Source organism: Aeromicrobium sp. UBA7512, assembly GCF_002476985.1.
Classification (GTDB): domain Bacteria; phylum Actinomycetota; class Actinomycetes; order Propionibacteriales; family Nocardioidaceae; genus Aeromicrobium; species Aeromicrobium phoceense.
Genome location: NZ_DLNK01000003.1, coordinates 733,309 through 747,512 on the forward strand (window position 1 = coordinate 733,309; position 14,204 = coordinate 747,512).

The window sequence follows — 14,204 nt, forward strand, 5'->3', positions numbered from 1 at the left end:
TCAGGGCCGGAACTGCCAGCAGGCGATCGCGGTGGACGCCGCGACGTTGAGCGAGTCGATGCCGGCCGCCATCGGGATGATCACGCGGTGGTCCGACTCGCGCTGCCAGTGCTCGCTGAGGCCCGGACCCTCGGAGCCGACGATGACGGCCGAGCGCTCCGCGGGCTCGATCGCGTCGATCGGAACGGCGTCGTCGGACAGGGTCATCGCGTAGGTCGTGAAGCGGTGCTCGCGCAGCAGCGCCGGGGCCGCGTACCAGTCGTCGATCCGCGCCCAGGGCAGGGAGAACACCGCGCCCATCGCCACCTTGATCGAGCGACGGTAGAGCGGGTCGGCGCACCGCGGCGACAGCAGCACCGCGTCGAAGCCGAGCGCCGCCACGTTGCGCATGATCGCGCCGATGTTGGTGTGGTCGACCAGGTCCTCGGCCACGAGGACGCGTCGCGCGGTGGCCAGCACGTCGTGGACGCTGCGCTCGGCCGGCCGGTGCATGGCCGCGAGCGCGCCGCGGTGGACGTGGAAGCCGGTCACCCGCTCGATCGACTTCTCGTCCAGCACGTAGGCGGGCGCGTCGGTCGACTGGAGGATGTCCGACAGCGTGCCGAGCCAGCGCGGTGCGAGCAGCAGCGACTTCGGCTCGTGCCCCGCGGCGACCGCCCGCTCGATGACCTTCGTGCCCTCGGCGATGTAGATGCCGCGCTCCTGCTCCACGCTCTGGCGCAGCTGCACGTCGCGCAGGTCGGTGTAGTCGCGGAGCCGCTCGTCGCGGGGGTCGTCGAGTGCGATGAGGTCGGCCACCGCACTAGGTTAGGTGGCATGAGCCTCGACCGACCCGTGACTCCCGATCCGTACCCGCTGCTCCCCTCCGCAGCCTCGTTCACCGTCGTCAGCGACGACGTCACCGACGGAGCCTCGCTCAAGGAGGACCAGGTCAACGCCCACGGCGACACGTCGCCCCACCTGGCGTGGAGCGGCGCACCCGAGGGAACGAAGTCGTTCGTCGTCACCTGCTTCGACCCCGACGCGCCGATCGTGTCGGGCTTCTGGCACTGGGTGGCCGTCGACATCCCGGCCGACGTCACCGAGCTGCCCACGGGCGCCGGCGCGAGCGACGACTCCCTGCCCGGCAACGCCTTCCACGTGCGCAACGACGGCGGCGGCCTGAACTTCATGGGCGCCGCTCCCCCGGAAGGCGACCAGCCGCATCGCTACTTCTTCGTGGTCCACGCCGTCGGCGAGGAGACGCTGGGCGTCGACGCCTCGGCCTCCCCCGCCGTCGTCGGGTTCAACCTCGCGTTCAAGACGCTCGGCCGCGCGATCATGCACGGCACCTGGCAGTCGTGAGGACGCAGGCCTGACGCTACTTCGCGTAGCTGTCGGCGATGCCGCGGACCTTCTCGACGTAGGCCATCGAGTTGTTGTAGGCGAAGACCGCCTTGACCCAGCCGTCGCCGGCCAGGTCGCGCTCCTTCGCGCACAGGTGGCGCGCGGCGCCCAGGGCTGCGTCGTCGATGTCGTGCGGGTCGGCCCGGCCGTCACCGTCGGCGTCGGCGCCGTACAGCTCCCATGACGACGTCAGGAACTGGAACGGGCCGACGGCGCGGTCCCACTGCTCGTCGCCGTGCAGGGCCGTGGACGCCTTGGTGGCCTCGATGGCCCGGGTGCCGTTCTCGCCGTTGAGGGGCGGGCCGATGATCCTGCGGCTCGGCACGCCCGCCGCGTCGAGGCCGGCACCGCCCAGCGTGCCGTGGGCCGACTCGACCGACCCGACGCCCGCGAGCGTGTTCCAGCGGAGGTTGCACGCGGGCGCGCTCTCACGCTCGCTGATCTCGGTGCGGGCGTAGGCCTGCATCGCCCGCACCGGGATCTGGCGGTCGGCGGCGGTCCGGGTGACCCAGTCCTCGTCGGGCTCGGTCGTGGAGCCGTCGGCCAGCGGGACCTCCTCGGCCTGCTCGGCCGGGGGCCCGCTGATCGGATCGGCGTCGTCCGATCGCCCGACGACCAGCCAGGCCACGACGATCGCCATCGTGGCCAGCACGGCGGCGCCGAGGACGAGGATCCTGGTTCGGTCCATCCGGCTCAGGCCGTGGGGGGCTGACCGGTCGGCGGATCGTCCTGGGTGGAGATCGGCGACTCGGCCTGCTTGGCGGCCCGGATGGCCTCCTCGACGGCGCTGCTGGTCTCGGCCGGAGCCGTGCTGGCGGTCTCGACCGGCTCGTCGAGGTCGACGCGCTTGTGCGAGCCACCGCCGTCCACGGGGATGGAGCCGACGACGTTGCCGATGGTGCTCAGGGCCGCGGTGACCTCGGCCGGGATGATCCAGGTCGAGGCGTTGTGGCCCTGAGCGATCTTCGGCAGCGTCTGCAGGTACTGGTAGGACAGCAGCTTCTGGTCGGGGTTGCCGTCGTGGATCGCCTGGAAGACGGTCTCGATGGCACGGCCCTCGCCCTGCGCGGTCAGGATCGCGGCGGTCTTCTCGCCTTCGGCGGTCAGGATCGCCGACTGCTTCTGACCCTCGGCCGTGAGGATCGCGGCCTGCTTCTGACCCTCGGCGCTCAGGATGGCCGACTGGCGCTCACCCTCGGCCGTGAGGATCGCGGCGCGCTTGTCCCGCTCGGCCCGCATCTGCTTCTCCATCGCGTCGATGATGGTCGGCGGCGGATCGATGCTCTTGAGCTCCACCCGGCTGACCTTGATGCCCCAGCGGCCCGTGGCCGCGTCGAGCTCGGCGCTCAGTGTGCGGTTGATCTGGTCGCGGCTGGTGAGCGCGTGCTCGAGGGTCATGCCGCCGATGATGTTGCGCAGCGTCGTGGTCGTGAGCTGGTGGATGCCCTCGATGTAGTTGACGATCTCGTACGTCGCGGCGACCGGGTTGTTCACCGTGTAGAGGATGACGGTGTCGATCTCGACCGTCAGGTTGTCCTCGGTGATGACGCCCTGCGGCGGGAACGAGACGACCTGCTCACGCTGGTCGACCCGGTACTTCACGCGGTCGAGGAACGGCACGATCAGGTGCGGCCCGGGCGTCAGGGTGGTGCGGTACTTCCCCAGGCGCTCCACGATCCCGGCGAAGTTCTGCGGGATGATCTTCAGGCTCATCGCTGCGGTCACGATCAGCAGGACCACCAGCAGGATGAAGAAGACCAGCATTGCGGATGCGAACATTCAGCTCTCCTTACGGACGACGCGGGCGATCGCACCGTCGATGGCGGCGACGAGCAGCTCGTCGCCCGGTTCGTAGGTCGCCTCGGGATCCACCGGGCGAGCGGTCCAGTGGACGTCGTCGATCAGGACGCGACCGGCATGGCGGTTCACGACCTCCTCGACGATCGCCAGCTGGCCCACCAGGCCCTGCTGGCCGACGGGCAGCGACGGCCCGTCGTGGACCCGCGCGGCGATCCGCGGGCGGACGAGGGCGAGCAGCGCCACCGAGACGACGCCGAAGATCGCCAGCGGCAGCGCCATCGGCGCACCGGCCGCGGCGGCCACCGCGGCCGAGAAGGCCGCGATGCCGAACATCAGGAAGATCAGCTCGCCGCTGGCCAGCTCGATGAGGCACATGAGGACGCCGAGCGCCGCCCACGTGACCCAGATGTCATCGCCGAACCAGTCCATGTCCCCTCCTAGTTCGCGCGGCGCCGCGAGGGCGGACGCCGAGCCGAGAATCGTCCCGCGTCGTGCGTGACCTCGAGCCGCTGGCGGAACGCCAGGGAGAGGTTCTGCGACGTGAGCACCTGGTCGATGGGCCCGGACGCCACCACGGAGCCGCCCGACAGCAGGAGCGCGTGCGTGAAGCCGGGGGCGATCTCCTCGAGGTGGTGCGACACCATCACGAGCGAGGGGCCGAACTCGTCGGACGCGAGCGCCTCGAGGCTCTCGACCAGGTCCTCGCGGGCGCCGACGTCCATGCCGGCGGCGGGCTCGTCGAGCAGCACGACCTCGGGATCGGTCATGAGCGAGCGCGCCAGCAGGACGCGCTTCTTCTCGCCCTCGGACAGGGTGCCGAAGGTGCGGTCGGCCAGCGGCGCGATGCCCAGCTCGGCCAGCATCGCCATCGCGCGGCGGTGGTCCTCGTCGTCGTACTCCTCGTTCCAGCGGCCGAGCACGGCGTACGCGGCCGACAGGATGAGGTTGCGCACCGTCTCGTCGGCCGGCACGCGCTCGGCGATCGCGGCGCTGGTGTGGCCGATGCGGGGGCGCAGCTCGAAGACGTCGACGGAGCCGAGTCGCTCGCCCAGGATCTCGGCGGTGCCGGAGGTGGGGTGCATGTTCGCGGACGCGACCTGGAGCAGCGTGGTCTTGCCGGCTCCGTTGGGGCCCACGATGACCCAGTGCTCCCCCGGTTCGGCGCGCCACGAGACGCGGTCCAGGAGAGTCTTGCCCGAGCGCACGATCGTGACGTCGGTCAGGTCGAACACGGCGGTCACACGTCCAACCTATCGGTTCGCCTCAACGTCCTGCCGATACCCTCGACACGATGAGCACGCCAGCCCCGGGCCACGTCCCCACGTTGCACCTGACCGAGCCCACGGTGCTGGTCACCTTCAGCGGTCCCGACCGCTCCGGCGTCTCCACCCGGGTGTTCTCCGCGCTGGACGCGCACGACGTCGAGGTGATCGACGTCGAGCAGCTGGTCGTGCGCGGCCGGCTCGTGCTGAGCGTCCTGGTGACCATCCCCGACGAGGTGCCCGGCTTCGAGGCCGACCTGGCCTCGGTCGGTGCCGACCTGGGCCTGGAGGTCGAGGTCGTCCACGGCACCGGCGACAACCGGCCCCGCAGGATCGGCCGCGCCCAGGTGGTCATCCTCGGCGCACCGCTGATGCCCGACGCCCTGGCGGCCCTGACCGAGGGGATCAACGAGCTCGGCGGCAACATCGACCGCATCGTCCGCATGGCGCGCTACCCCGTCACGGCGATCCGGATGGAGGTCTCGGGCGCCGCGTCGGAGGCCCTGCAATCCGAGCTGGCCGCGATCGGCCACCGGTTCGGCACCGACGTGGCGGTGCAGGAGCACGGCATCCTGCGTCACGCGCAGCGCCTCGTCGTCATGGACGTCGACTCCACGCTGATCCAGGGCGAGGTGATCGAGATGCTCGCGGCGCACGCCGGCTGTGAGGAGGCGGTGGCCCAGGTGACCGAGCGGGCCATGCGCGGCGAGCTCGACTTCGCCGAGTCGCTGCACGAGCGCGTGGCCCAGCTGCGCGGCGTGCCGGCCTCCGCCCTCGACGAGGTCTACCGGGACCTGGAGTTCACGCCCGGCGCGCGCACCATGATCCGCACGCTCAAGCGCCTCGGCTACCGGTTCGCCCTGGTCAGCGGCGGCTTCACGCAGATCATCGAGCGGCTCGCGGACGACCTCGGCATCGACTACTTCGCCGCCAACGACCTCGAGGTGCAGGACGGAGCGCTGACCGGCCGGGTCCTCGGGCGCGTGGTCGACCGCGCCGGCAAGGCCGAGGCGCTGCGCCTCTTCGCCGAGCAGGCGGGCATCAACGTGCGCAACACCGTGGCCATCGGCGACGGCGCCAACGACCTCGACATGCTCGCGGCCGCGGGACTGGGCATCGCGTTCAACGCGAAGCCGCTCGTGCGCGACCAGGCGCAGACCTCGGTGAACGTGCCGTACCTCGACGCGATCGTGTACCTCATGGGCATCACGCGCGAGGAGGTCGAGGCGGCCGACGCCGCCGACGCGCCGCCGGCGACCTGACCGGCTGCTACTCGTCGTCCTCGAGGCGGAAGCCCAGCTTCAGGGTGACCTGGTAGTGCGAGACCTTGTCGTCCTCGACCTGGCCCCGAATGCCCACGACCTCGAACCAGTCGAGGTGGCGCAGGGTCTGGGAGGCGCGGGCGATGCCGCTGTCGATGGCCTCGCTGACCCCGACCGGGGACGTTCCGACGATCTCGGTGACACGGTAGGTGCGGTTGCTCATGGGGCCATCGTCCCACCCGGCCGCAGGCCGCGCGCGGGACCCACGGCGTAGACTGGGGACATGGCCCGGCGCGACCCCGAAGAGGTGCACTCGATCACCAGTGCGCGCGAGCCCTTCAGCGCCCAGGTGGACCATCGCGAGCGCAACTACCTCATCTCGATGGCGGTCCGTGTGGCCTGCTTCATCGGCTTCGTCGCCGTCGACCACTGGATCCGCTGGGTGCTCCTCGTGGGCGCGGTGTTCCTGCCCTACGTGGCCGTCGTCATCGGCAACTCGGCGATCCGCAGCTCGGGCGACGGGCCGTCCCCGTTCGGGGTCGACCGCAAGCAGCTGGACCAGTAGGTGCTGCGCTTCCTGGCAAGCCCGCGCTGGATCGGGCTGGCGGTCTTCGTCGTCGTCATGGCGGTCACGTGCTTCATGCTCGGCGGCTGGCAGTACGACCGCTGGGAGCAGCGCAAGGCCGACAACGCCGTCGTCAAGACGAACCTGAAGGCCGACCCGGCGCCCGTCGCCGAGGTCGTCGCCGACGGCTGGGACCCCGACCTCGAGTACCGCACCGTCACGGCCACCGGCACGTTCGACTCCGCGCACGAGGTCACCGTGCGGTTCGCCCATCGCGACAGCCGGCCCGGCGTGCAGGTCGTCACCCCGCTGCGGCTCGACGACGGCACGGTCGTGCTCGTCGACCGCGGCTGGATCGAGGGTCCGCGCAACGGCGTGGCACCCGAGGACGTCCCCGCGGCCCCGACGGGTCCGGTGACCGTCACGGGATGGCTGCAGCCCGCCAGCACGGCCGACAAGGCGGCGACGACGCCGCGCGACGGTCAGGTGCGCGCCGTCAACGGCGAGCGGTGGGCCGACTTCCTCGGCGCCGAGCCGCTGCAGGGCTTCGTCGCCTTGACCTCGCCCGAGCAGGACGGCCTCGAAGGCCCGGCCGAGCCCGACCTGGGCACCGGACCGCACCTGTTCTACTCGATCCAGTGGTACTTCTTCGCCGGGCTGGCCGCATTCGGCTACTTCTGGTTCGTGCGGGCCGAGCTGATCGAGCGCCGGCGCCCGAAGGCGACGGCCTCCGTCACGCCAGGCTGACGAGGTCGGCGTAGGTGTCCGACCACAGGTCCTCGTCGCCGTCGGGCAGCAGCAGCACGCGGTCGGGCTCGAGCGCCTGCACGGCGCCCTCGTCGTGGGTGACCAGCACGATTGCGCCCTCGTAGGAGCGGATCGCCGCCAGCACCTCCTCGCGCGATGCGGGGTCCAGGTTGTTGGTCGGCTCGTCGAGCAGCAGCACGTTGGCGCTCGAGACGATGAGGCTGGCCAGCGCCAGACGGGTCTTCTCCCCACCGGAGAGCACGGCCGCCGGCTTGGCGGTGTCGTCGCCGGTGAACAGGAACGAGCCCAGCACGCTGCGCGCCTCGGTGTCGGTGAGGTGCGGCGCGGCGCTCTGCATGTTCTCCAGCACCGAGCGGGAGGTGTCGAGCGTCTCGTGCTCCTGGGCGTAATAGCCGATCTTGAGGCCGTGGCCCGCGATGATCTCGCCGGTGTCGGCCCGGTCGGCGCCGCCGAGCAGACGCAGCAGCGTGGTCTTGCCCGCACCGTTGAGTCCGAGCACGACGACGCGACTCCCCCGGTCGATCGCCAGATCGACGTCGGTGAAGATCTCCAGCGACCCGTACGACTTCGACAGTCCCGTGGCCATGAGCGGCGTCTTGCCGCACGGAGCGGGCTTGGGGAAGGCGATCTTGGCGACCTTGTCCACGGCGCGCTCGTCCTCGAGGCCGGCCATCATCTTCTCGGCCCGCTTGAGCATCTGCTGCGCGGCGGTCGCCTTCGAGGCCTTCGCGCGCATCCGGTTGCCCTGGTCGATGAGTCGCTCGGCCTGCTTCACGGCGTTGGCGCGCTCGCGCTTGCGGCGGGCCTCGTCGGCCTCGCGCTGCTTGAGGTAGGGCCGCCAGCCCATGTTGTAGATGTCGATGACGCCGCGGTTGGCGTCGAGGTAGAAGACCTTGTTGACGGTCTCCTCGACGAGGTCGACGTCGTGGCTGATGATCACGAGGCCTCCCGAGAAGCTCTTCAGGAAGCCACGCAGCCACACGATCGAGTCGGCGTCGAGGTGGTTGGTGGGCTCGTCGAGCAGCAGGATGTCGGCGTCGGAGAACAGGATCCGCGCCAGCTCGATACGGCGGCGCTGACCGCCGGACAGGGTGCTCAGCGGCTGCTCGAGGACGCGCTCGGGCAGACCCAGCGCGACCGCGATCGTCGCCGCCTCGGACTCGGCCGCGTACCCGCCGCCGGCGCCGAACTCGGCGTCGGCGCGGGAGTACCGGCGCATCGCGTCCTCGGCGAGCGCCGAGTCCTCCGAGGCCATCTCCTTCTCGGCCTTGCGCATCTTGCGCAGCGCCTCGTCGAGGCCACGCGCCGACAGGATGCGGTCGCGGGCGGTGACGTTGGGGTCGCCGACACGCGGGTCCTGCGGCAGGTAGCCGACCGTGCCCGTGCGGTTGATGGTGCCCTCGGCGGGCTCGCCGCCCGCCCCGGCCAGCATCTTGGTCAGGGTGGTCTTGCCGGCGCCGTTGCGGCCGACGAGGCCGATCTTGTCGCCCTTGGCGACCTGGAAGGAGACGTCGGACATCAGGACGCGCGCGCCGAAGCGCAGCTCCACGGAGGAGGCGGTGATCATGGAAGAGCCTTCGTGAGGGATGGACGGGGCGAGGACGCAGGGGTCGAGCAGGTGCTCGCGCGTCACTCCAGCCGGATCATGTCCACCGAGCCAGTCTACGGAGCGATCCGCCGGGCGCGAAATCGTCGCCGCCGTCCGCGCTCCTGCGCACTTTTGGAACGGGATGCACGTTCTGATCGCTCAGAGACGTGCATCCCGTTCCAAAAGTGGTGAGGGGTGGCGGGCGGTCAGCCGATGTTGAAGCCGAGGGCGCGCAGCATCTCGCGGCCGTCGTCGGTGATCTTGTCCGGGCCCCACGGCGGCATCCAGACCCACTCGATGCGGAAGTCGTTGACCAGGCCGTCGAGGGCGGCGCGGGTCTGGTCCTCGATGACGTCGGTCAGCGGGCAGGCCGCGGACGTGAGCGTCATCTGCAGGATGGCGTTGCTGTGCTCGTCCACGTGCACGCCGTAGACGAGGCCGAGGTCGACGACGTTGATCCCCAGCTCGGGGTCGACGACGTCCTTCATCGCCTCCTCGACGTCCTCCTGGGTGGTGGCGCCGGGCTGGACGGTCACCTCGGGCAGATCGCTGTGGTCGGTGGTCATGCTTCCTCCTTGGCCGAAGCCTGGGCGACGGCGTCCTTCCAGGCCATCCAGGACAGCAGCGCGCACTTGACGCGCGCGGGGAACTGGGCGACGCCCGCGAAGGCGATCCCGTCCTCGAGCACGTCCTCGTCGGGTTCGACGTGGCCGCGGCCCTGCATGAGCTCCTGGAACGCGTTGAGTGTGGTCAGTGCGTGGTCGACGTCCTTGCCGACCACGAGGTCGTTCAGCACCGAGGCCGAGGCCTGGCTGATGGAGCAGCCCACGGAGTCGTACGAGACGTCGGCCACCGTGTTGCCCTCGAGGTGCACGCGCAGCGTGATCTCGTCGCCGCACGTGGGGTTGACGTGGTGGACCTCGGCCTCGTACGGGTCGCGCAGACCCGCACCGTGGGGGTGCTTGTAGTGGTCCAGGATGATCTCCTGGTACATCGCATCGACGTTCGCTGCGTTCATCTCAGGCTCCGAAGTACGACTGGGTGTGGCGGATCCCCGCGACGAGCGCGTCGATCTCGGCCTCGGTCGTGTACAGGTAGAACGAGGCGCGCGTGGTGGACTGCACGCCGAAGTGCGCGTGCAGCGGCTTCGCGCAGTGGTGACCGGCGCGCACGGCGACGCCCTGCGAGTCGAGCAGCTGCGCCACGTCGTGCGGGTGCACCCCGTCGATCGTGAAGCTGATCGCTCCCCCGCGGTCGACCGGCTCCTTGGGGCCGACGATCGTGACGCCGGTCAGCTCCTTCATCGCGTCCAGCGCGTAGGCGGTGATCCGCTGCTCGTGCGCGGCGACGTTCTCCATGCCGAGGGCGCTGAGGTAGTCCACCGCCGCGCCGAGGCCGACCGATTGCGCGATCGGCGGTGTGCCGGCCTCGAAGCGGTGCGGCGGCGCGGCGAACGTGGTGCGCTCCATCGACACGGTCTCGATCATCTCGCCGCCGCCGAGGAACGGCGGCAGCTCGGCGAGGAGGTCGTAGCGACCCCACAGCACGCCGATGCCCGTGGGACCGACCATCTTGTGGCCCGTGAAGGCGACGAAGTCGGCGCCCAGCGCGGCCACGTCGACCGGCAGCTGCGGCACGGCCTGCGACGCGTCGATGACGACCAGCGCACCCACCTCGTGGGCGCGCCGGACGATCTCGGCGACCGGGTTGATCGTGCCGAGCATGTTCGAGACCCACGTGACCGAGACGACCTTGGTGCGCTCGGTGAGGGTGAGCGAGTCGAGGTCGAGCCGGCCCTCGGGCGTGACGCCGTACCAGCGCAGGTCAGCGCCCGTGCGCTGCGTGAGCAGCTGCCACGGCACGAGGTTGGAGTGGTGCTCCATCTGGGTCACCACGACCTCGTCACCGGCACCCACGCGACCGGCGTCACCGAGGACGCGAGCCACCAGGTTGAGCGCCTCGGAGGCGTTCTTGGTGAACACGACCTCCTCGCGACGCGGCGCGTTGATGAACCCCGCCACCTTGTCGCGACCGAGCTCGAACGCCTCGCTGGCCTCCGCACCGAGCTGGTGCATCGCCCGCGCGACGTTCGCGTTGTGCTCGAGGTAGTGACGCTCGATCGCCTCGACGACCTGACGCGGCTTCTGCGACGTGTTGGCGCTGTCCAGGTACACGAGAGGGCGGTCCCCCGCCATCGTCCTGGACAGGATGGGGAAGTCCTTGCGGATCGCCTCGACGTCGTAGCCGGTCATGATCAGACGGCCGCCTTGGTGAACTTGTCGTAGCCCTCGGCCTCGAGCAGCTCGGCGAGCTCGCGCCCACCGGTCTCGGCCAGCTTGCCGGCCACGAAGACGTGGACGAAGTCGGGCTCGATGTAGTTCAGGATGCGCGTGTAGTGCGTGATCAGCAGCACGCCGCGGTCACCCTGCGCCGAGTAGCGGTTGACGCCGTCCGAGACGACGCGCAGGGCGTCGATGTCCAGGCCGGAGTCGGTCTCGTCGAGCACCGCGAACTTCGGGTTCAGCAGCTCGAGCTGGGCGATCTCGTGGCGCTTCTTCTCGCCGCCGGAGAAGCCCTCGTTGACCGAGCGCGAGGAGAACGACGGGTCGAGCGTCATCCGCTCGAGCGCCGCGTTGACGTCCTTGACCCACGTGCGCAGCTTGGGGGCCTCGCCGTCGATGGCGGTCTTGGCCGTGCGCAGGAAGTTGGCGACGGAGACGCCCGGGATCTCGACCGGGTACTGCATCGCGAGGAACAGGCCCGCACGCGCGCGCTCGTCGACGCTCAGCTCGAGGATGTTCTGGCCGTCGAGGAGCACCTCGCCCTCGGTGACGGTGTACTTGGGGTGTCCGGCGATCGAGTACGCCAGCGTGGACTTGCCCGAGCCGTTGGGGCCCATGATGGCGTGGACCTCGCCGGAGTTGATGGTCAGGTCGACGCCGCGGAGGATCTCCTTGGCACCGTCCTCGGTGTCGACGGACACGTGGAGGTTCTTGATCTCCAGGGTGCTCATGCTGTTTCTCCTTGGTTCGGGAGGTCGACCCAGACGGTCTCTCCCTCGATCTTGGTCTGGTAGACGGGGACGGGTTCGGTGGCCGGCAGGCCCAGGGCCTTGCCGGTGCGCAGGTCGAAGCGCGACCCGTGCAGGAAGCACTCGATCTCGCAGCCCTCGACGTCGCCGTCGGACAGCGGGATCTCGGCGTGGGAGCACCAGTCCTGGATGGCGTAGACGGTGTCGCCGTCGCGCACCAGGGCCAGGTCGTGCCCCTCGAACTCGATGCCCAGCGCCGCGCCCTCGGGGACGTCGGCGAGCTTCGCGACCTCCTTGAAGGTCATTCGGTCACCGCCGCGGGGTTGCCGACCACCGCGGCCAGCTCGTCCTCGATCGCCGACAGGAGACGATCCTGCAGGTCCTCGACGCCGATCCGGCGGATGATGTCGTTGAAGAAGCCGTGCACGACGAGGCGCTTGGCCTCCGTGGGGTCGATGCCGCGGCTCTGCAGGTAGAACAGGTGCTCGTCGTCGAATCGACCGGTCGTGGACGCGTGGCCCGCGCCGGCGATGTCGCCGGTCTCGATCTCGAGGTTCGGCACCGAGTCGGCGCGCGCGCCGTCGGTGAGGACGAGGTTGTCGTTCTGCTCGAACGTGTCGATGCCCTCGGCGACCTTGCGGATCAGGACGTTGCCGATCCACACGGTGTGCGCGTCCTGGCCCTGCAGCGCGCCCTTGTACTCGACGTTGCTGCGGGTGCGGGGCGCCGTGTGGTCGACGAACTGGCGGTGCTCGAGGTGCTGGCCCGCGTCGGCGAAATAGATGCCGAGCAGGTCGACGCTTCCACCGGGGCCGCGGTAGTCGACGTTGGTCGACGAGCGGACGAGGTCGCCACCGAGGGTGAACTCGAAGAAGCGGACCGCCGCGTCGCGGCCGACGCTGATGCCGTTCTGCACGGCGTGGACGGCGTCGTCCTCCCAGTCGACCAGGTTCACGACGTCGAGCTGGGCACCGTCGCCCACGACGTACGTGACGGTCGTGGCGTAGGTGGCCGAGCCGACGTGGTCGAACGCGATCGTGGCCTTGGAGAACGGCGCCACCTTCACCACGACGTGGCCCCACACGGTCTGCTCGACCGACGTGCCGCTCAGGCGGATGCGGGCCGGGGCGTCGAGCTCGCCGTCGATCGACAGCAGCGTGGCGCCGCCGGCGTTCTGCACGGCGAGAGCCGCGAGGCGGTCGAGCGGCGCGATGCCGCCGATCGCCTTGGCCTCGTCGGTGGTGATCGTGGTCAGCGTGGCACCGGTGGGGAGCTCGTCCTTCCACTCCAGGCTGGCGTCCGACGGCGTGCCGTCGAGCAGTCCACGCAGCCGCTTGAGCGGCGTGAAGCGCCAGATCTCCTCCAGGCCGGTGGGCTTGGGGTGGGCCTCGACGTCGTACGACGGCTCGGGGTGCAGGTGGCTCTGGACGTGGTCCAACTCCAAGGCGGCGGCCAGCTGGTCGTTGTTTGCACCAGCCATTCGCTCGTCACCCACAACGGGAGTCAACGCGGTCATCCAACAGCCCCTTCCATTTGCAGCTCGATGAGTCGGTTCAGTTCCAGCGCGTACTCCATGGGCAGCTCGCGAGCGATGGGCTCGACGAAGCCGCGGACGATCATCGCCATGGCCTCGTCCTCCTCCATGCCGCGCTGCATGAAGTAGAAGAGCTGGTCGTCGCTGACCTTGGAGACGGTCGCCTCGTGGCCGAGGGTCACGTCGTCCTCGCGGACGTCGACGTACGGGTAGGTGTCCGAGCGGCTGATCTGGTCGACCAGCAGCGCGTCGCACTTGACCGTGCTGGCGGAGCCGTAGGCGCCCTCGTTGACCTGGAGCAGGCCGCGGTAGGACGTGCGGCCGCCACCACGGGCGACGGACTTGCTCAGGATCGAGCTGGACGTGTTCGGCGCGACGTGGACCATCTTGGCGCCGGTGTCCTGGTACTGGCCCTCGCCGGCGAACGCGATCGACAGCGTCTCGCCCTTGGCCTGCTCGCCCATGAGGTAGACGGCCGGGTACTTCATCGTGACCTTGGAGCCGATGTTGCCGTCGACCCACTCCATCGTGGCGCCGGCCTCGCACGTGGCGCGCTTGGTGACGAGGTTGTAGACGTTGTTCGACCAGTTCTGGATGGTCGTGTAGCGGACGCGGGCGCCCTTCTTCACGATGATCTCCACGACGGCCGAGTGCAGCGAGTCGGTCTTGTAGATCGGCGCGGTGCAGCCCTCGACGTAGTGGATGTAAGAGTCCTCGTCGGCGATGATCAGCGTGCGCTCGAACTGGCCCATGTTCTCGGTGTTGATCCGGAAGTAGGCCTGCAGCGGGATGTCGACGTGGACGCCCTTGGGCACGTAGATGAACGAGCCACCCGACCAGACCGACGTGTTCAGCGCGGCGAACTTGTTGTCGCCGACCGGGATCACGGTGCCGAAGTACTCCTCGAAGAGCTCGGGGTGCTCCTTCAGCGCGGTGTCGGTGTCCAGGAAGATGACGCCCTGCTGCTCCAGGTCCTCGCGGATCTGGTGGTAGACGACCTCGGACTCG

Annotated in this window: 18 protein-coding genes; 4 read left to right on the forward strand and 14 right to left on the reverse strand. The window is 69.9% G+C overall.

What is annotated here, in order from left to right:
- Positions 1-798: a TrmH family RNA methyltransferase gene (locus B2363_RS05520; RefSeq protein ID WP_286928986.1), complete on the reverse strand. Its 798-nt coding sequence runs from the start codon at positions 796-798 to the stop codon at positions 1-3.
- An 18-nt stretch (positions 799-816) separates the two neighbouring features.
- Here B2363_RS05520 and B2363_RS05525 point away from each other — a divergent pair, with 18 nt between their 5' ends.
- Positions 817-1,344 (forward strand): YbhB/YbcL family Raf kinase inhibitor-like protein, encoded by a 528-nt coding sequence (locus B2363_RS05525; protein ID WP_286928987.1) that lies wholly within the window; start codon positions 817-819, stop codon positions 1,342-1,344.
- A gap of 16 nt (positions 1,345-1,360) precedes the next feature.
- Here B2363_RS05525 and B2363_RS05530 read toward each other — a convergent pair whose 3' ends face one another.
- From B2363_RS05530 to B2363_RS05545, 4 genes are read right to left on the reverse strand one after another with little or no spacing between them, the layout of a single operon-like run.
- The gene (locus B2363_RS05530; RefSeq protein ID WP_181755628.1) at positions 1,361-2,074 is read right to left on the reverse strand and encodes a lytic transglycosylase domain-containing protein; all 714 of its coding nucleotides are present in this window, start codon (positions 2,072-2,074) and stop codon (positions 1,361-1,363) included.
- Between the two features lie 5 nt (positions 2,075-2,079).
- Positions 2,080-3,165, reverse strand: a complete 1,086-nt coding sequence (locus tag B2363_RS05535; protein WP_181755627.1) for an SPFH domain-containing protein — start codon at positions 3,163-3,165, stop codon at positions 2,080-2,082.
- The gene (locus tag B2363_RS05540; RefSeq protein WP_286928989.1) at positions 3,166-3,615 is read right to left on the reverse strand and encodes an NfeD family protein; all 450 of its coding nucleotides are present in this window, start codon (positions 3,613-3,615) and stop codon (positions 3,166-3,168) included.
- A gap of 8 nt (positions 3,616-3,623) precedes the next feature.
- Positions 3,624-4,427 (reverse strand): ABC transporter ATP-binding protein, encoded by an 804-nt coding sequence (locus tag B2363_RS05545; protein WP_181755625.1) that lies wholly within the window; start codon positions 4,425-4,427, stop codon positions 3,624-3,626.
- A gap of 50 nt (positions 4,428-4,477) precedes the next feature.
- Here B2363_RS05545 and serB point away from each other — a divergent pair, with 50 nt between their 5' ends.
- Positions 4,478-5,710 carry a phosphoserine phosphatase SerB gene (serB, locus tag B2363_RS05550; RefSeq protein WP_286928992.1) on the forward strand — a complete coding sequence of 411 codons (1,233 nt, stop codon included), beginning with the start codon at positions 4,478-4,480 and terminating at the stop codon, positions 5,708-5,710.
- Positions 5,711-5,717: 7 nt separating this feature from the next.
- On the opposite strand, the gene B2363_RS05555 is transcribed toward serB, so the two are convergent.
- The gene (locus tag B2363_RS05555) at positions 5,718-5,933 is read right to left on the reverse strand and encodes a dodecin (protein ID WP_078698266.1); all 216 of its coding nucleotides are present in this window, start codon (positions 5,931-5,933) and stop codon (positions 5,718-5,720) included.
- 60 nt (positions 5,934-5,993) lie between these two features.
- On the opposite strand from B2363_RS05555, the gene B2363_RS05560 reads away from it, so the two are divergent.
- Positions 5,994-6,275, forward strand: coding sequence for a DUF3099 domain-containing protein (locus B2363_RS05560; protein ID WP_078698267.1), 282 nt, complete (start codon positions 5,994-5,996; stop codon positions 6,273-6,275).
- Positions 6,276-7,022 carry an SURF1 family protein gene (locus B2363_RS05565; protein ID WP_286928995.1) on the forward strand — a complete coding sequence of 249 codons (747 nt, stop codon included), beginning with the start codon at positions 6,276-6,278 and terminating at the stop codon, positions 7,020-7,022. It begins immediately after the preceding gene.
- Here B2363_RS05565 and B2363_RS05570 read toward each other — a convergent pair.
- From B2363_RS05570 to sufB, 8 genes are all read right to left on the reverse strand, one after another.
- Entirely contained in the window at positions 7,009-8,610 is a 1,602-nt protein-coding gene (locus B2363_RS05570) for an ABC-F family ATP-binding cassette domain-containing protein (RefSeq protein WP_286928997.1), read from the reverse strand. The genes B2363_RS05565 and B2363_RS05570 overlap by 14 nt on opposite strands.
- 227 nt (positions 8,611-8,837) lie before the next feature.
- Entirely contained in the window at positions 8,838-9,197 is a 360-nt protein-coding gene (locus tag B2363_RS05575) for a metal-sulfur cluster assembly factor (RefSeq protein WP_286928999.1), read from the reverse strand.
- Positions 9,194-9,649: a Fe-S cluster assembly sulfur transfer protein SufU gene (sufU, locus tag B2363_RS05580; protein ID WP_181755620.1), complete on the reverse strand. Its 456-nt coding sequence runs from the start codon at positions 9,647-9,649 to the stop codon at positions 9,194-9,196. Before sufU ends, B2363_RS05575 begins: the two co-directional genes overlap by 4 nt.
- 1 nt (position 9,650) lies before the next feature.
- Positions 9,651-10,883 carry a cysteine desulfurase gene (locus B2363_RS05585; RefSeq protein WP_181755619.1) on the reverse strand — a complete coding sequence of 411 codons (1,233 nt, stop codon included), beginning with the start codon at positions 10,881-10,883 and terminating at the stop codon, positions 9,651-9,653.
- A 2-nt stretch (positions 10,884-10,885) separates the two neighbouring features.
- Positions 10,886-11,644 carry a Fe-S cluster assembly ATPase SufC gene (sufC, locus tag B2363_RS05590; protein WP_181755618.1) on the reverse strand — a complete coding sequence of 253 codons (759 nt, stop codon included), beginning with the start codon at positions 11,642-11,644 and terminating at the stop codon, positions 10,886-10,888.
- On the reverse strand, positions 11,641-11,967 hold the full coding sequence (locus B2363_RS05595; protein ID WP_181755617.1) for a Rieske (2Fe-2S) protein: 327 nt from the start codon (positions 11,965-11,967) through the stop codon (positions 11,641-11,643). Before B2363_RS05595 ends, sufC begins: the two co-directional genes overlap by 4 nt.
- The gene (gene sufD, locus B2363_RS05600) at positions 11,964-13,142 is read right to left on the reverse strand and encodes a Fe-S cluster assembly protein SufD (protein ID WP_286929002.1); all 1,179 of its coding nucleotides are present in this window, start codon (positions 13,140-13,142) and stop codon (positions 11,964-11,966) included. Before sufD ends, B2363_RS05595 begins: the two co-directional genes overlap by 4 nt.
- A 32-nt stretch (positions 13,143-13,174) precedes the next feature.
- Positions 13,175-14,204, reverse strand: a 1,030-nt coding sequence (gene sufB, locus B2363_RS05605; RefSeq protein WP_286929004.1) for a Fe-S cluster assembly protein SufB, incomplete at its 5' end; no start/stop codon positions are given.